The sequence below is a fragment of the Holzapfeliella saturejae genome (assembly GCF_037546065.1).
GTDB lineage: Bacteria > Bacillota > Bacilli > Lactobacillales > Lactobacillaceae > Holzapfeliella > Holzapfeliella saturejae.
This window is the reverse complement of the sequence record NZ_JAWMWG010000001.1, coordinates 1,094,358-1,112,081: the sequence shown is the minus strand read 5'-3', so window position 1 is coordinate 1,112,081 and position 17,724 is coordinate 1,094,358. Positions and strand designations below refer to the sequence as shown.

16 protein-coding genes and 2 rRNA genes are annotated in these 17,724 nt (G+C 38.2%); 11 read left to right on the top strand and 7 right to left on the bottom strand.

Translation table 11 applies throughout. The features are described from left to right. Positions 1 to 840: a GHKL domain-containing protein gene (locus R4Y45_RS05540; protein ID WP_339970094.1), complete on the bottom strand. Its 840-nt coding sequence runs from the start codon at positions 838 to 840 to the stop codon at positions 1 to 3. 186 nt (positions 841 to 1,026) lie between these two features. On the opposite strand from R4Y45_RS05540, the gene R4Y45_RS05535 reads away from it, so the two are divergent. The 3 genes from R4Y45_RS05535 (at position 1,027) to R4Y45_RS05525 (ending at position 4,053) form a co-directional block, all read left to right on the top strand. Beyond that, positions 1,027 to 2,271: a hypothetical protein gene (locus R4Y45_RS05535; RefSeq protein WP_339970092.1), complete on the top strand. Its 1,245-nt coding sequence runs from the start codon at positions 1,027 to 1,029 to the stop codon at positions 2,269 to 2,271. 149 nt (positions 2,272 to 2,420) lie between these two features. Next, positions 2,421 to 3,269 (top strand): SLAP domain-containing protein, encoded by an 849-nt coding sequence (locus tag R4Y45_RS05530; protein WP_339970090.1) that lies wholly within the window; start codon positions 2,421 to 2,423, stop codon positions 3,267 to 3,269. Positions 3,270 to 3,327: 58 nt separating this feature from the next. Continuing rightward, entirely contained in the window at positions 3,328 to 4,053 is a 726-nt protein-coding gene (locus tag R4Y45_RS05525) for a hypothetical protein (protein ID WP_339970088.1), read from the top strand. A 29-nt stretch (positions 4,054 to 4,082) separates the two neighbouring features. Here the strand turns inward: R4Y45_RS05525 and R4Y45_RS05520 are convergent, their stop codons facing one another. The 4 genes from R4Y45_RS05520 to pepV form a co-directional block, all read right to left on the bottom strand. Then, positions 4,083 to 4,493, bottom strand: a complete 411-nt coding sequence (locus R4Y45_RS05520; RefSeq protein ID WP_339970086.1) for a hypothetical protein — start codon at positions 4,491 to 4,493, stop codon at positions 4,083 to 4,085. Between the two features lie 18 nt (positions 4,494 to 4,511). Further along, a complete protein-coding gene (locus R4Y45_RS05515) occupies positions 4,512 to 4,829 on the bottom strand; it encodes a hypothetical protein (RefSeq protein ID WP_339970084.1) in 318 nt (105 codons plus the stop codon). A gap of 111 nt (positions 4,830 to 4,940) precedes the next feature. Further along, entirely contained in the window at positions 4,941 to 5,363 is a 423-nt protein-coding gene (locus R4Y45_RS05510; RefSeq protein WP_339970082.1) for a hypothetical protein, read from the bottom strand. 87 nt (positions 5,364 to 5,450) lie between these two features. Then, positions 5,451 to 6,854 carry a dipeptidase PepV gene (gene pepV / locus R4Y45_RS05505; protein WP_339970080.1) on the bottom strand — a complete coding sequence of 468 codons (1,404 nt, stop codon included), beginning with the start codon at positions 6,852 to 6,854 and terminating at the stop codon, positions 5,451 to 5,453. Positions 6,855 to 7,014: 160 nt separating this feature from the next. Here pepV and R4Y45_RS05500 point away from each other — a divergent pair, with 160 nt between their 5' ends. From R4Y45_RS05500 to R4Y45_RS05480, 5 genes are read left to right on the top strand one after another with little or no spacing between them, the layout of a single operon-like run. After that, positions 7,015 to 7,329 (top strand): hypothetical protein, encoded by a 315-nt coding sequence (locus R4Y45_RS05500; RefSeq protein ID WP_339970265.1) that lies wholly within the window; start codon positions 7,015 to 7,017, stop codon positions 7,327 to 7,329. 18 nt (positions 7,330 to 7,347) lie between these two features. After that, positions 7,348 to 8,709, top strand: coding sequence for a bifunctional metallophosphatase/5'-nucleotidase (locus R4Y45_RS05495; RefSeq protein WP_339970078.1), 1,362 nt, complete (start codon positions 7,348 to 7,350; stop codon positions 8,707 to 8,709). 11 nt (positions 8,710 to 8,720) lie between these two features. Beyond that, a complete protein-coding gene (locus tag R4Y45_RS05490; protein ID WP_339970076.1) occupies positions 8,721 to 9,170 on the top strand; it encodes a YutD-like domain-containing protein in 450 nt (149 codons plus the stop codon). After that, positions 9,167 to 9,937, top strand: coding sequence for a TIGR01457 family HAD-type hydrolase (locus R4Y45_RS05485; protein ID WP_339970074.1), 771 nt, complete (start codon positions 9,167 to 9,169; stop codon positions 9,935 to 9,937). The genes R4Y45_RS05490 and R4Y45_RS05485 overlap by 4 nt, the downstream gene beginning before the upstream one ends. Before the next feature lies 1 nt (position 9,938). Beyond that, a complete protein-coding gene (locus R4Y45_RS05480; RefSeq protein ID WP_339970072.1) occupies positions 9,939 to 10,544 on the top strand; it encodes a TIGR01906 family membrane protein in 606 nt (201 codons plus the stop codon). Position 10,545: 1 nt separating this feature from the next. Here the strand turns inward: R4Y45_RS05480 and R4Y45_RS05475 are convergent, their stop codons facing one another. After that, positions 10,546 to 11,184 carry a VTT domain-containing protein gene (locus R4Y45_RS05475; protein WP_339970070.1) on the bottom strand — a complete coding sequence of 213 codons (639 nt, stop codon included), beginning with the start codon at positions 11,182 to 11,184 and terminating at the stop codon, positions 10,546 to 10,548. A gap of 47 nt (positions 11,185 to 11,231) precedes the next feature. Further along, a complete protein-coding gene (locus R4Y45_RS05470; protein WP_339970068.1) occupies positions 11,232 to 12,236 on the bottom strand; it encodes an NAD(P)/FAD-dependent oxidoreductase in 1,005 nt (334 codons plus the stop codon). 85 nt (positions 12,237 to 12,321) lie between these two features. On the opposite strand from R4Y45_RS05470, the gene R4Y45_RS05465 reads away from it, so the two are divergent. From R4Y45_RS05465 to R4Y45_RS05455, 3 genes are all read left to right on the top strand, one after another. Next, positions 12,322 to 12,687: a CvfD/Ygs/GSP13 family RNA-binding post-transcriptional regulator gene (locus R4Y45_RS05465; protein ID WP_339970066.1), complete on the top strand. Its 366-nt coding sequence runs from the start codon at positions 12,322 to 12,324 to the stop codon at positions 12,685 to 12,687. A 355-nt stretch (positions 12,688 to 13,042) separates the two neighbouring features. Next, positions 13,043 to 14,614, top strand: a 16S ribosomal RNA gene (locus R4Y45_RS05460). A gap of 166 nt (positions 14,615 to 14,780) precedes the next feature. Next, positions 14,781 to 17,693, top strand: a 23S ribosomal RNA gene (locus R4Y45_RS05455). Together the 16S and 23S rRNA genes form the textbook arrangement of a ribosomal RNA operon. The last annotated feature ends 31 nt before the right edge of the window (positions 17,694 to 17,724 follow it).

The following is a 17,724-nucleotide window of genomic DNA, read 5'->3' as shown; positions in this document are numbered from 1 at the left end:
CTAGAGTTGAGTAAGTGTCATTTGAGCTGTAAAAGTAGTATCTGAGATAGTGTAGTCAATCAAAGCATTTTTATGATGCTTGCTGATGCTATCAACTAGGCTTAGACCATAGCCTTTATGATTAGGCTTAGTTGTAAAGCGAGCTTTTCGAATTTGTTGTAAGTTTATTGTCTGATTTTGTGGTATTTGATTTGTGATACTGAGTGTAAACTGGTTATCAAGCTGGTCAATTTTAATATCAATTTTTTGTTTATCAAGGTCGACTTGAGTGGCGTTAGATAACCAATTGCCAATGATTCGCAAGAAATCAAACTCTTCCATTGGAATTTCAAAAATTTCATCAGGGCAGTGGATAGTAATGGTTGTATTGGTTCCTTGACTTTGGTTAATAGCTTTAATAAGAAGACTTCTAAGGTAATGAACGTGAATGTTTTTGATATTTTTATAATGATCAAAAGCTGGTGTTTGGAGTTGCGTTTTGTTGTATTGGTTAAACCGTTTAAGGTAATCTTTCAGTTCATTGTCATCTTGTTTATCAGCAAGATGTGAAAGGGATGCCATCATATGTTTATAGTCATGTTTAAACTGACTAACGGTCTGATACTCATCACTTAGTTGTGTGGAATAAGCTTCAAGGGACTCAGAATTGTCATGCAAGATTTGAATCCAGTCAAGAATTCGTTTACATATTATAAAAACTAAAAATCCATTACCTAATATAGCAACTAAACAAATAGCTACTTGAAACCAATTATTTGAATAAATTAAAGTTACAATACTAGTTGCAACAAATGCAGTAAATACAATTAATGATTGAATCAGTTGACGTAGTTTTTTCATAAAATCCTCCATGTAGTCATTATAGTTATATTGTAACGGATAGTAAGTACAATTGAACAAGAACACCTTAAGTGTCATGATTTTTAGCTTAAACGTCGATAATTATTAAGTTTTTAAAAATAATATTTCGAGATTAAACTCAGTTTGTTATACTACGTCACAACTTAAACTATTGGAGGAAACAAAATGAAAAAATCATATTTAGTATCAGGATTGGCACTGGCTACTGCAGCTTTTGGATTGACTTTATCTCAACCTCAACAAGAAGCACAAGCTAAGGCAGTTTATGATAAAACAGCAACATCAAACTACGTGGATGGTTTTGGCCCAGCAACTTGGAAATCTGTTAATGGTCAATTTGAACCTAGTGGTCATTATTTAAATAATGGGACCAAATGGCGTGTAACTGAAATCACTTCACCAGATAATTACTCACTATGGTATGGTGTTGGCAATGGGGAATATGCAAATAGCCAATACTTTGATTTAGGTAATGAGATTTCATACCAAGAATTAAACGCAGTTGTGAAAGTGACAAAACAAGGTCAAGCACCGTTAGTTTCATCCACACAACAAGTCGTTGGGTCAGTGCCAGCAGGTAGTGAATGGCAAACCTCAATGCGTTTTGTTAATAATGGTCAAGTTTTCTATTTAGTCGGACCTAATCAATGGGTTAGTGCAAATGATGCAAGTATTGTTTCTGAAACTTCACGTGGTCAAAAAGGGTTTGCAGGCTTTACACCGTTAACTTCAAATGAAGATGATACAATCGATTACAACTTTATTTCAACTATGTTAACTAGATTCAAAAACCAAATTGAACCTTCACTACCAGATGTGACAACACAAACTTTAAGACAATTAGAAAAAGATCCTGAAGGGACAATGAAGCAACTATCTCAAGCAATTACCAAAGCATTCACTGCTCAAGACGGTAACTTGAATAAAGATAAAATTTATCAATTATTACGAAAAGCTTCAATGCCAGAACAAACAGCTAAATTAGTAGTTGATAATATTAACTTATCTAAAGAGGACCTAGCTAACAATAGTTTGACTGATAACTTTAATAAAGTGATGACATCATTTTCAAAACAATTGTTAGATCAAAACGGTAATATCGATCAAACAAAGGTTTATAATTACGCTATTCAAGCAGGGATGCCAGAGCAAGAAGCTAAACAATTTGCTGAACAAATGAAACAATCTCAAGCTTCAATTCAAGCAAGTTCACAAAACTTTTTAGAACAAGTTCAAAAGCAAGTGCAACAATCAATGAACCAAGTGACCAGCCAATTTTTAAATGAAGACGGTACAATTAATAAAGATAAAGCTTACAATTACTTGGTTCAATCAAATGTACCTGCTAATCAAGCTAATGAATTAGTAAATCAAATGATTGAACAACAAAAACAATCGCAAACAAAATAAGTCCAAAAAGCTAATTGACCTCAAGGTCAGTTAGCTTTTTTATTTTTTCTAAAGTTCGTTAACTTTTATTAAAGCTTGTTAGTAGTAGGTTTTAACTACTTAGGTTATCCGTTACGCTAGCAACTAGGATAAATAAGGAGGATACATATATGAAGAAAACAACGATTATTTCAGGATTGGCAGTAGCAACTGCAGCTATTGGGTTAAGTTTTACGCAAACAGGTTCAGAGACACAAGCCAGAGAGATTTTTGATAAAACAGCGACAGCTAATTATGTCAAAGGTTTCGGGGTTTCAACATGGCAATTAGATAGTAATCATCATTTTCAGCCTACGGGACATTATTTACCAACGGACTCTGCTTGGAAAATCATTGATATAGAGTCAGAAATGGTAGGGGATATCGAAAAATTATGGTATAAGGTAGGTAATAATGAATACGTTGATAGTAACTATTTTGATTTAGGAAATGAAACAGCTAAACAGGAAATGGATGGAATTGTTCAAGTTAAAGCTGATGCTGCTGAAAGCGGTAATTTTAAACGTGGAACAACTTGGAAGGTTTTTGCAAGACAAATTGGCGACAATCAGTCTTACTATAATGTTGGCAATAATACCTGGATTGGGAGTTCATCAGTTGAATTGATTTCAGAAAATAGCAGAAAGCAAAAGACAGTACAAACGCTTGAACCATTACCTGAAAGTCGTACAGATGACGAAGTCGATTATCGGTTTTTCCTAAAAAAAGTTAATGAAAACAAAGATAATCCCAACTTCATTCAACAATCAAGACAATCTGTTATTGATCAAACTAAAGGATATGAGAGTTTTATAGCAAGAATCTTAGATGCTAGTCAGATTGATTTTTCAAAAATTGCACTAAGATCAGCCAAAACAATGCAACGTGCTAAGGCTCCTAAAAATGAAATCAAAGAAACTTTGACTAATATGAAGTTTACTGATTCAGAAATCGATTATGCACTTTCTCATTTAGATTAAAAGTGGTTAAGTATGGACTATTAGTGACTAAACAAATAGCCAATAATTAGGAGGTCATATGGGTGAGCTTATTCAAAACTTAAAATCAAGAGTGCAATCGAACTATTTTATAGGGGTTCAACTTTTTTTGATTGCGATTATTTTAGTTAATATAATTTTTGGCTGGAGTCAAAGATTATCTGGTAAGAGTTATGCTTTATTTTTTGACGGACTGTATGGCAATAGCAGTTCTGCTTTAGCTTATTTAGCTGTACTTGTACCAACAATAGCTATATTTTTAAGTTCAAAAGATGAATCCAAAAGAGTACATACAAAATTTAAAATAGCTTTTTTAGAAGCTGGCTTAACAGGTGCTCTAGCGTACTTGATACCAGCGGTTGTGCTAGCGATTATTGCGAGTATTGTCGATGGTACGAATGGCGTTCCACAAACACTAATGTTTTTTAGCCAAACACTTGAAATTAATCCGTTACTTTACTTAATAACCACGATTATCAATTTTGGTATTTTTGGATTTGTATATGGTTGTCTAAGTTTTGCTATAACCAAATTGTTTAATAGTGAAGTGGCTGCCATTTTAATCGCACTAGCTATTTTTATTGGTGGAAGTTTCTTTGTGATTTTGGTCATTGGTATTTGGGAATTCATTCCTTACATGCCGATTGCCACTTTTACAAGTACTAACCTAGGTTCAAATTTAGTTGGATTTAGTCTGTTGTTTCTAGGAGCTTGTTTGATCGGCTATATTGCTTTTAGGAGGCAGATGGTTAAAAAGCTAGACTAATAAAAAATAACCTTGATCTATAATCAAGGTTATTTTTTTGGTTGCAGTCTTCTGATACTGGTAAATAAAGTAACAGTACCATAAATTAAAGTATTAATGACTGTCATCATCGCAGTTACTGTTGATAAGCTAAAGTTTGGCAACATTAGCCAATAAATAACTCCTGTCAGTAAGACGGGGATACTTAAACAAAATATAATGGGTTCACAGATGTAATAATTTGTTGAAAGGCGATAATGATAACGTTCTTTTTGATTAGACCAATCACGCTTGATAGATCGTGATAGCGAAAATAAGATAATAGGGTATGACCAAAGAAACAGGTCGTGCGTCTGTATTGAAAAGTAACTGATAGCAAGGGTTAAGAAAACGGTCGCAACAAGTCCGGGTTTATCCGTAATCTTATAGTTAGCAAATAACCAGTTGTAAATTTTTTTCATAATGAAAGTCCTCCTAAATTAGTTCTTGTCGAATGAAAAAGCACTTAAGAAACAGTAAATTGCCCAAGTAAGTAGGAATAATAGGTCAAGAATCTTTCTCCAAGATAATAAAGGAAGATGTTGATAAGCAAAAAGTAAATATAGCGGTATTAAAACTAAAAAGATGACACCTAGTAAAATCAAGAGTGGATTTTTAAGATAATAATTTTTTGAAATTTGATAGTAGTCACTTTTATTTTTAATTAATCCTGATGTGATAGCGTATGTCCCTAAACAGTACATCACGATAAATGTTGAAGAATAAGCTGTTAAATAGTCAAGAATACCAAAAACCAATAAGATGGCAACCCCAGCTATAATATATTTTTTATCTTTTATTTGATAGTTCGTAAAAAAAGTTTTAAAAGTTGTTTTCAGAATAATCCTCCTAGTTATGTATAAAGTAGCTTAATTGTCTTTGATCAACTCAGTTCCCTTATAGAGGGATATAAACCCAGAGATAATCAAAAAAATATAGGTAATGGAATTATTTTCATTATGTGGAATATAGAAATTTTCTACTTGCCACCAGTAAAGTGGTATCCAAAGAAATGTCAAAATCCCAGTAACAAAAAATAAGGGATGACGTAAGTAATATTTATCAGAAATACGACAGTCTAATGCATCTTCCTCATCATCCCAATCCTTTTTGATTCCTGACAAAATAGCATTGATTGCTAAAGGATAAAGATGGTAAAAACTTGAAAAAGTAAACATATTCAAAATATAAATAATTCCCAGTACTACGATTCCTTGTATAATCAATTTTTTATCAGTTACTTTGTAATTAAAAAAGAGTGTGGTAATTAAAGTGATAATAAATCCCCCCAAGTAGCGTATTGAGTTTTTAGTATAACATGCTTTTGAGGCAATATAAAAAAGCCTTGGATTGTTACCAAGACTTTTTAAATCAATAGTTTATTTAGCTAATTCGTAGATTGCTTCCATGTAGATAGCAACAGCATCGAATAACGCTTGTTTTAGCATGTATTCATTAGGTTGGTGCATGACATTTTCTTGTGTTTCTGGTTGAGCACCAAAAGCCACACCATTATCGAAAATGTGAGCGTAAGTTCCACCACCGATGATTTGTTCATGACCTTTGTTACCTGTTTGGTTTTCATAAACACGTAACAATGTCTGTACAAGTTCACTATCTTTTGAAACGTAGTGAGGTTCTTGAGCGTGACCATCAACAAAAACAGTTGCAGCATCACCGATAGTTTGTTGTAAACCAGCAGTGATTTTATCGTCGCTAGTTCCTTGTGGGTAACGAACATTAATCGCAATTGTTTGGTTATCTTCATTGAAAGCAAAGATGTTAGGAGAAGAAGAAGCATCACCCATTAGGTCATCATGGTGAGCAATTCCAGCTTTTTCACCTTTGAAGTCTTCATGTAAAGTATTAGCAGCGAATTCTAGGTAGTGTTTAGCTTGACCTGAGAAGTCAAAGTTAACTAAGAATTGTGCTAAGTAAGTAGCAGCGTTACGACCTAATTCAGGTTCTGAACCGTGAGCACCTTTACCTGTTAGAGTGAAGTTAATTTGACCGTTTTCTTCTGTTGCATCCCCAGTTAATTGGTTAGCTTTTAAGAATTCAGCAAAGTCAGATTCAACTTTTGCAAAGTCAAGTCCACTAACAGTAGCATAAGCAGTATGAGGCACCATGTTTGTACGTTGACCAGCTGCAAAAGAAACGAGTTTTACATCGCCATCTTGCGTGTTGTTTTTGAAATCAACGATGAAGGTTGCAATTCCTTTTTCACCATTGATGATTGGGAATTCTGCATCAGGAGAAAAGACAATATCAGGACGTCTTTCTGATTTAAGGTAGTGAGTTAACCCTTCCCAGTTACTTTCTTCATCAGTTCCGATAATAAAGTGAACAGGTTTTGATAACTTAACGCCTTCATCTTTTAAGATTTTTAAAGCGTAGTAAGCAGCAAGACCAGGTCCTTTGTCATCAGCTGTTCCACGACCGTAAAGTTTGCCATCTTTTTCAACCATTGTGAAAGGTTCAGTATCCCAACCATCACCAGCAGGCACAACGTCAGCATGGGCAATAATTCCTAAAACATCATCTTCAGTTGCTTCACCGTATTCAACACGTCCAGCTAAGTTATCAACGTTTTTGAAAGTAAAGCCATCACGTTTAGCGTAATCTAGGTATTGTTGTAATCCTTTAGCAGGACCAGGTCCTAGAGGGAATTCATCAGTTTTGTGTTCAACATCTCTTGAACTATCAATAGCGACTAAGTTTTTTAAGTCTTCAAGTAAATCAGCTTCGTATTTTTTAGCTAATTCTTTGTAATTTAAAGTCATATTAGGTATTCCTCCTTTAAGGTGTTAAGGATAGTTTAACACAAATCTAATGGTAAATTTATAAAAATGATTGCGGGGGCTATCTAGTGTATTAAAAATAAATTATGATAAACTAGAGTTGATTAAAAAAGTTAAAAGAAAACCTAATTAGGAAGAGAATATCATGCAAGATTATCAATATTTTGATTTAATAGAACAAATCACACGTAATGATGGTTCAAAGTATTACGAAATTGCCAATATCATGATGAATGGTCGTGCTGAAAAAGCGGCAATTGAAAACTTGATAAAAGAAGTTAGAATTGTGCAATTAAATATTCCGAGATCACCAAGTCTGGTGACCTACGAACAATATATCAATGAGACTTATACATTTCCTGAACCAGAGTTGACTGAATTTGAAGAATGGCAAAAGCCAGAAGGTAAAATTAAGGAGGCCTTTGAGACAGTATTACGATCAAATAATATTAATTAATGAAAGGTGTGACAAATTTTGGAAACAATTAACATATTACATACAAATGATTTGCATTCTCATTTTGAAGAGTGGCCTAAACTATCGAGGTATATCGCTGAAGCTAGAGCAAAAAATCCCGATTTACTGTTATTTGATATCGGGGACTTTATGGACAGATGGCATCCCTTAACTGAAGCAACTGATGGTCAAATTAATATTGATTTGATGAATCAAGCGGGATATGATGCTGTAACGATTGGGAATAATGAGGGAATCGGTAATAGTCATGAGCAACTGCAGCATTTGTTTGACCACGCCCAATTTGATGTTATCTTAGATAATCTCTATCAAAAAGATAGACAACGACCAAAATTTGCACAGCCTTACAAAATTATTGAGACTAAGCAACAGCACAAAATCGGTGTTATCGGGATGACAGCTTGCTATCCATTAACCTATAATCCTAATGGTTGGGAGATTAAAGAAGTAGATGAGGTTTTAGCAGGTGTGATTGCTGAGTTAAAAACTCAAGATGTTTCGGCAATTATTTTGTTGAGCCATTTGGGGTTGCCGACAGATCGTAGACTAGCACAAGATTATCCTGATTTAGATTTGATTTTAGGGTCACATACGCATCATCTACTTCCTGAAGGTGAACAAGTTAATCAAACGATGCTTGCAGCAGCAGGTAAGTATGGTCAAAATATCGGCAATGTAACTTTGACTTTTAATGACGATGGCAAGTTAGACAAAGTGACAGCCTATACGACACCAACATCGAGTCTTCCTGAAGAATCTGGTGATGAAGCTCAAATAGACAGTTGGTTAACACAAGGTCATACCAAACTACAAGAAGAACTAGTGGCAGATTTACCAGATACGTTTGAGGATGTTGAAGTCACTAACGAAGTCTTATTAAAAAGCGTTGCTAAACAAGCTAAAACTGACCTTGCTATTTTAAATAGTGGGTTAGCAGTTACGCCACTTGAACCTGGACGATTAACTTATGATGAGTTGCATCAATCGATGCCACATCCTATGCACTTGATTCGTGTGACTTTAAGCGGGTATAATTTATGGCGTCTCATTCGTGAAATGGAAAAAATCCGATTGTTTTTATCACGTTATCCAATGAACGGAATGGGTTTTAGAGGAAAGATATTCGGCAATATCCGATATCTAGGGATTGACTATCAACCCGAGACTAAACAAGTTTATGTTAAAGGCCAACCGTTAGATTTAGGCAAGCACTACACTTTGACGACTGTTGACCACTACTTGTTTATTCCCTTTTTCCCAACAATTGAGATTGCAGGTGAAATTGAATTTTTATTCCCAGACTTTTTGCGAAATAGTGTGGCTCATTACCTTAAACAAAACTACCCAATCAAAGAATAAGTGGTGATAATTTGAAAGACGAAAAAGAAAAAGTTAAACAGCGATATCATAAATTAGCTAAAGTTGAGCGACAATCAGAAGATAAGCTAAAAATTGAAGAGGCAATTTATGATATTACCATGAATTATAATGATGCTTTAGATATTGAATTATTAAAGGAACGTTTTGATCCGTTTTTGCTAAAGTATGATTATATTGTAGGCGATATTGCCGATGATAAGTTACGGTTTAAAGGATTTTTTGTAGGTAAGAAAAAGCGTGCCCATCTTGATCAATACGCTAACACAATTAAAGATTATTTGATGGAATACGTCAATCCTGGAGCAAGTTACTTTGTGCTAGAAAAGACGGGCATTGTAAAACAAAAGCTTAAAGTGAAACAATCGAAGTTTTATCGCACTAAAAAGAAGAAAACACAACCTCAGAAAAATTTTGTATTAAGAAAGAGAGATCGACTATGAGTCAAACATACAAAGGATACTTAATCGATTTAGATGGTACGATTTATCGTGGAAATGAAACGATTGAAGCAGGGAAAGAATTTGTGGAACGTCTGCAAGCCAAAAATATTCCGCATATCTTTTTGACTAACAATTCAACTCGTACACCGCAAATGGTCGTGGATAAATTAGCTAAACATGGCGTTAAGACAGATGTAACACATATTTATACACCAAGTATGGCAACAGCTGAGTACATTCATAACCAAGGAATAAAAAATCCACGGGTATATATTATTGGTGAAGTTGGTCTTTATCGCTCGTTGCTGGATTCGGGATGCATTTATGATCCAATTGCACCAGATTTTGTGGTTGCTGGAATGGATCAAGACCTCACTTATAATAAAGTCAAAACAGCGACATTATTAATTTCAAAAGGTGCCAAATTTATTGGAACTAATGCTGATACTAATTTACCTAGTCACGAAGGTTTAATTCCAGGTGCGGGTACAATTTTGAAAATGATTGAAACAGCAACAGGCCAAAAACCAGTTGTGATGGGTAAACCTGAAAAAATTATTGTTGATTTAGCTATGAAGCAATTAGGACTTTCTAAGTCAGAAGTGGCTGTGGTTGGAGATAACTACAACACGGATATCATGTCTGGAATTAATAGTAATTTAGCCACTATTTTGGTTTATACCGGTGTCTCAACTCCTGAACAAATTGCAAAAGTTGAAGCTAAGCCAACTCATATTGTGAACTCTTTAGCTGAATGGGAAGTCTAAGATGCTGGCTGTTAAAAGCTGGCTAAAGAGCCTGTATGCGATTATTTTTTCATTAGCTTCGGCAGTAGTCTCAGCTATTGTGTTAAGCTTTCCATTATTGTATCTTTTCTTGAAAACAACAGATATTACCAAAATCACAAGTTTCAGTGCTGAAACGATTATGGAAAATTACGTACAATTAATGTGGTACTTACTGTGGCCATTTCAAAATGTACTTAAAATGTCGGACTTTCCGACATCAGTTAACGGAGCACAGCACTTTGCTGATGTTAAAGTACTCTTTTTATTAGCATTAGGTGTATTTATTGTATTTGGATTATTTTATCGGCTAGTCGTAAAAGATAAACTATTATCTAAAAGTATTTTGATTTTAGGTATGGTTATGCCGTTGATTGTGTTACCTTTTGCCGTTTTAAATTTTGATACTTTTTTTGTGATTTTTCATGAAACCTTATTTAGTAATAAAGACTGGTTATTTGACCCAGCAACAGACCCAATTATTAATGTGCTACCAGAATCTTTTTTTGCAGCAACGTTTGCAATTGGATTACTAATTTATGAGCTACAATTGTGGTTTGTGACGAAGAAAAAAGCCCAACTCCGATGAGTTAGGCTTTTTTTAGTTTGTTTTTAAAGTAAATAAATACGATAGGGAGAATAGAAATCAAGATAATGGCAATCACGATGAGTGAAAAGTGATCTTGAACTTGTGGAATGTTACCAAAGAAGTAACCTAGAATTGAGAATAATGAAATCCATAAAACCCCACCAATAATATTATAGAAGATGAAGTGTGGGTAAGACATTTTGCTTGCTCCAGAAACAAATGGAATAAATGTTCTGATAAAAGGAATGAAACGAGCAAGTAGGATGGTTTTACCCCCGTGCTTATCAAAGAAACGTTCAGCAGCTAGTCGTTTGTCTTTGTTGATTAACCGGTTCAAAAAGCGGCTATTTTCACTTTTTTGACTGGACCAACGGCCAATTTCATAGTTCAAACTATCGCCAAGAACGGCTGCGACAACAAAGATAAGGTAACAAATAAAAATATTGAGCGAATATTTAGGGTTAGCACACATGGCTGCAGCAGCAAAGATAAGAGAATCTCCAGGTAAGAATGGGAAGATAACTAGACCCGTTTCGATGAAGATAATCAAGAATAAAATGACATAGCTATAGATGCCAAGACTGTTCACAACATTAACCAAGTGATGGTCAATATGTAAAATAAAATCAATCAGTTGCATAAAAGACTCCTTAAATTGTTAGTTGTATGAGTTTAGTATACCAGTTTTTAATTGTTTGAGTTATCTGGTTTAGTTAAACTTGTTGAGTGAACAGCCATATTGTTATCTGAGAATAGTTGTTTCATTAAAGTTGTAACTGCAACTTGGGCTTCACCAAATCCTAGCGTAATTAATGGCAGGTGACCTGGACGAGTGATGCTGTCACCAACGGCAAACACGTTTTTTAAGTTAGTTTGCATGGTTTCATCAACGCAAATAAAGCCACGCTCAGTATCAACATCAATAGCTGAAAGCAGGTGATTAGTCGTATTGAAGCCGTAGCTTACAATAGCCTCATCACAAAGTAGGTGTTTTGGTTCAGTTTGGGCTTTGAGTTGTTTTAGTGTAAAGTCAAGTTGATTAGTGTCAGTGAGTGCAACATCTTTTGGTAAAAAGGGTGTCACAAACGTAACGTTATCTTTTGATTTAAGCTGTTCGACATTGTAAGACATTGCTCTAAATTTATCACGTCTATGGATGAGGTAGACGTGATCTGCGACTTCAGCTACCATGTTTGCCCAATCAATAGCAGAATCGCCTCCACCAAATACAGCAACAGCCTTGTTAGTAAACTTTTCGAGTTCAGAAACACTGTAGTAGATTTTTTCTTCTATAGTAGTAGGGTTTGAGATTTTAACAGGCAATTTTTTGGGATTGAATGACCCGTTACCTGTCGCAATGATGATTGATTTGGCTTGAATCAAATCGCCCAGCTCGCTTTTTAAAGTATAAAACTCAGATTCTTCTATAGTAGAAACTTTGAAATTAGTTTTGATGGCAACATCATAAGATTGTACCTGTTCGAGTAATTGGCTGGTTATATCTTCACCTGAAACTTTACTGAACCCAGCAATATCTGTAATATCTTTTTCGGGATAAATCATTTTGGGTTGGCCGCCAATTTCAGCTAAACTTTCTAGTATAATAGGCTTAGCACCGTGAAGGGCTGAAAAGGAAGCTGCGAACATACCAACTGGTCCGCCACCGATAATTGCAACATCGTAATTCGTCATTATATACACACCTTATTTATAAATTAGTCTTTCAATATAAGATTACATCTGTCATTATATTAATGTAAAGAAAGGAATTATACAAATGGATTTTAAAATAGGTCAAGTTGTTGAGGGTAAAGTGAACGGGATTCAACCTTACGGAGTATTTGTTGACTTAGGTCAAAATAAGCAAGGACTCATTCACATTTCAGAATGTAAACAAGGCTTCGTTACTAACTTAGAAGAAGCGTTTACAGTGGGTAAACGAATAAAAGCCGTTATTATTGATATTGATGAGTATTCTAGACAGATTAGCTTATCTGTGAGAGTTTTACAAGATGCTAATGAGGTTACACGTCGTAAACGTAAGCATTATTGGACAGATTACCGTGTAGACTTAGGCTTTTCAACAATTGCAGAAGAGATTAATCCTTGGGTTTATCAAGCTTTAAAAAGATTTTCAAAATAACCCTTGTCAAACTAGTTGATAGCTGGTAAGATATTCTTTGTCGTTGAAAAGCGATAGCTAAGCAACTTAAATAAATTTGAAAAAGATTTAAAAAAAGAGTTGCAAAGTAAAAGAGAACATGGTATATTAATTAAGTCGTCAAGTTGAGCGATAAGTTATTGATTCATAAGAAAAAAATAATTTAAAAAACTTCTTGACACTGATTAACAGCTTTGATATAATAGAGAAGTTGTTAAACAAGTAGACCTTTGAAAACTGAACAAAGTTTCGCATAAATGTGTGGGGGTAATTAACCCCAAGCAATGAGCGAAGTCAATTCGCTAGTAAGTTTTAAAAAGAGCAAGTCAAACAATCTTAAAATGAGAGTTTGATCCTGGCTCAGGACGAACGCTGGCGGCGTGCCTAATACATGCAAGTCGAACGAGTTTGCTCTTATGATGGTAGTGCTTGCACTACTTGACTAAGAATCCAAACGAGTGGCGGACGGGTGAGTAACACGTGGGTAACCTACCCTAAAGCGGGGGATAACATTTGGAAACAGATGCTAATACCGCATAACAATAAGAATCGAATGTTTCTTATTTGAAAGATGGTTTCGGCTATCACTTTAGGATGGACCTGCGGCGTATTAGCTAGTTGGTAAGGTAATGGCTTACCAAGGCGATGATACGTAGCCGACCTGAGAGGGTGATCGGCCACATTGGGACTGAGACACGGCCCAAACTCCTACGGGAGGCAGCAGTAGGGAATCTTCCACAATGGACGAAAGTCTGATGGAGCAACGCCGCGTGAGTGAAGAAGGGTTTCGGCTCGTAAAACTCTGTTGTTAGAGAAGAAAGATAGTAAGAGTAACTGTTTATTATTTGACGGTAACTAACCAGAAAGCCACGGCTAACTACGTGCCAGCAGCCGCGGTAATACGTAGGTGGCAAGCGTTGTCCGGATTTATTGGGCGTAAAGCGAGCGCAGGCGGCTAATTAAGTCTGATGTGAAAGCCTTCGGCTTAACCGGAGAAGTGCATTAGAAACTGATTAGCTTGAGTGCAGAAGAGGAGAGTGGAACTCCATGTGTAGCGGTGAAATGCGTAGATATATGGAAGAACACCAGTGGCGAAGGCGACTCTCTGGTCTGTAACTGACGCTGAGGCTCGAAAGCGTGGGTAGCAAACAGGATTAGATACCCTGGTAGTCCACGCCGTAAACGATGAGTGCTAAGTGTTGGAGGGTTTCCGCCCTTCAGTGCTGCAGCTAACGCATTAAGCACTCCGCCTGGGGAGTACGACCGCAAGGTTGAAACTCAAAGGAATTGACGGGGGCCCGCACAAGCGGTGGAGCATGTGGTTTAATTCGATGCAACGCGAAGAACCTTACCAGGTCTTGACATCTTTTGACCACCTAAGAGATTAGGTTTTCCCTTCGGGGACAAAATGACAGGTGGTGCATGGTTGTCGTCAGCTCGTGTCGTGAGATGTTGGGTTAAGTCCCGCAACGAGCGCAACCCTTATTACTAGTTGCCAGCATTAAGTTGGGCACTCTAGTGAGACTGCCGGTGACAAACCGGAGGAAGGTGGGGATGACGTCAAATCATCATGCCCCTTATGACCTGGGCTACACACGTGCTACAATGGATGGTACAACGAGCAGCGATACCGCGAGGTTTAGCTAATCTCCTAAAACCATCCTCAGTTCGGATTGCAGGCTGCAACTCGCCTGCATGAAGCTGGAATCGCTAGTAATCGCAGATCAGCATGCTGCGGTGAATACGTTCCCGGGCCTTGTACACACCGCCCGTCACACCATGAGAGTTTGTAACACCCGAAGCCGGTGAGGTAACCTTTTGGAGCCAACCGTCTAAGGTGGGACAAATGATTAGGGTGAAGTCGTAACAAGGTAGCCGTAGGAGAACCTGCGGCTGGATCACCTCCTTTCTAAGGATATACGGAAACACACATTTGAAACTTTGTTTAGTTTTGAGAGGTTTACTCTCAAACGTTGAACATTGAAAACTGAATATGATTTAAGAACCAAAAGCCGAGGTTATCGGAAAGATAATCAAACACCGCGTTTTTAAGAGTAAATTAAAGAGAAATCACAGGTTAAGTGATAAAGGGCGCATGGTGGATGCCTTGGCACTAGGAGCCGATGAAGGACGGGACAAACACCGAAATGCTTTGGGGAGTTGTAAGTAAGCTTTGATCCAGAGATATCCGAATGGGGGAACCCACTAAGAGTAATCTTAGTATCTGTATGTGAATACATAGCATGCAGGAGGAAGACGCGGGGAACTGAAACATCTCAGTACCTGCAGGAAGAGAAAGAAAAATCGATTTCCTGAGTAGCGGCGAGCGAAACGGAAGAAGCCCAAACCAAGAAGCTTGCTTCTTGGGGTTGTAGGACTACAATAACGGACTTAAATAAGATAGAAGAATGAGTTGGGAAGCTCAGCCAAAGAAGGTGACAGCCCTGTATTTGAAATCTTGTTTATACCAAAGTAGTATCCTGAGTACGGCTGGACACGAGAAATCCAGTCGGAATCCGGGAGGACCATCTCCCAAGGCTAAATACTCCCTAGTGACCGATAGCGAACCAGTACCGTGAGGGAAAGGTGAAAAGCACCCCGGGAGGGGAGTGAAATAGATCCTGAAACCATGTGCCTACAAGTAGTCAAAGCCCGTTAATGGGTGATGGCGTGCCTTTTGTAGAATGAACCGGCGAGTTACGTTATGATGCAAGGTTAAGTTGAAGAGACGGAGCCGAAGCGAAAGCGAGTCTGAATAGGGCGAATAAGTATCATGATGTAGACCCGAAACCAAGTGACCTATCCATGTCCAGGTTGAAGATGCAGTAAAATGCATTGGAGGACCGAACCCACGTACGTTGAAAAGTGCGGGGATGAGGTGTGGATAGCGGTGAAATTCCAAACGAACTTGGAGATAGCTGGTTCTCTCCGAAATAGCTTTAGGGCTAGCCTTGGAGTAAAGGATCGTGGAGGTAGAGCACTGTTTGGACTAGGGGCCCGTCAAGGGTTACTGAATTCAGATAAACTCCGAATGCCATTGATCTATATCCAGGAGTCAGACTATGAGTGATAAGATCCGTAGTCGAAAGGGAAACAGCCCAGATCACCAGTTAAGGTCCCAAAATTTATGCTAAGTGGAAAAGGATGTGGCATTGCGTAGACAACTAGGATGTTGGCTTAGAAGCAGCCATTCATTTAAAGAGTGCGTAATAGCTCACTAGTCGAGTGACGCTGCGCCGAAAATGTACCGGGGCTAAGCATAATACCGAAACTGTGGATGTGTTATTTATAACACGTGGTAGGAGAGCGTTCTAAGGGCGAAGAAGGTAGATCGTAAGGACTGCTGGAGCGCTTAGAAGTGAGAATGCCGGTATGAGTAGCGAAAGATAGGTGAGAATCCTATCCGCCGAAAGACTAAGGTTTCCTGGGGAAGGCTCGTCCTCCCAGGGTTAGTCGGGACCTAAGATGAGGCCGAAAGGCGTAATCGATGGAAAACAGGTTGATATTCCTGTACTATGATGCATTGTTTGAACAATGGAGGGACGCAGCAGGCTAAACGAATGTGCGAATGGAAGAGCACGTCCAAGCAACAAGTTTTATTATGAGTCAAATGCTTATAATTATACGGATGAGTTGTGATGGGGAGCGAAATTAAAGTAGCGAAGTCGTTGATGTCACACTGCCGAGAAAAGCTTCTAGTTAGATGTATTGTACCCGTACCGCAAACCGACACAGGTAGTCGAGGAGAGAATCCTAAGGTGAGCGAGTGAACTCTCGTTAAGGAACTCGGCAAAATGACCCCGTAACTTCGGGAGAAGGGGTGCTGATTTTAAATCAGCCGCAGTGAATAGGCCCAAACAACTGTTTATCAAAAACACAGGTCTCTGCTAAATCGAAAGATGACGTATAGGGGCTGACGCCTGCCCGGTGCTGGAAGGTTAAGAGGAGAGCTTAGCGTAAGCGAAGGTTTGAATTGAAGCCCCAGTAAACGGCGGCCGTAACTATAACGGTCCTAAGGTAGCGAAATTCCTTGTCGGGTAAGTTCCGACCCGCACGAAAGGCGCAATGATTTGGGCACTGTCTCAACGAGAGACTCGGTGAAATTATATTACCAGTGAAGATGCTGGTTACCCGCGACAGGACGGAAAGACCCCATGGAGCTTTACTGTAGCTTGATATTGAGTATTTGTGAAACATGTACAGGATAGGTAGGAGTCGAGGAAGTGAGAACGCTAGTTTTCATGGAGACATTGTTGGGATACTACCCTTGTTTTATGAATCCTCTAACTTTTGACAATTATCTTGTCAGAGGACAGTGTCAGGTGGGCAGTTTGACTGGGGCGGTCGCCTCCTAAAGTGTAACGGAGGCGCCGAAAGGTTCCCTCAGAATGGTTGGAAATCATTCGCAGAGTGTAAAGGTATAAGGGAGCTTGACTGCGAGACCTACAAGTCGAGCAGGGACGAAAGTCGGGCTTAGTGATCTGGTGGTACCGCATGGAAGGGCCATCACTCAACGGATAAAAGCTACCCTGGGGATAACAGGCTTATCTCCCCCAAGAGTTCACATCGACGGGGAGGTTTGGCACCTCGATGTCGGCTCGTCGCATCCTGGGGCTGTAGTCGGTCCCAAGGGTTGGGCTGTTCGCCCATTAAAGCGGCACGCGAGCTGGGTTCAGAACGTCGTGAGACAGTTCGGTCCCTATCCGTCGCGGGCGTTGGAAATTTGAGAGGAGCTGTCCTTAGTACGAGAGGACCGGGATGGACATACCGCTGGTGTACCAGTTGTTCTGCCAAGGGCATCGCTGGGTAGCTATGTATGGACGGGATAAGCGCTGAAAGCATCTAAGTGCGAAGCCCCCCTTAAGATGAGATTTCCCATTCCTTTAAGGAAGTAAGACACCTCAGAGATGATGAGGTCGATAGGCTAAGAGTGGAAGTATAGCGATATATGGAGCGGATTAGTACTAATCAGTCGAGGACTTAACCAAGTTAAGCGGTGGGTTTTTGGAAAATAAATCA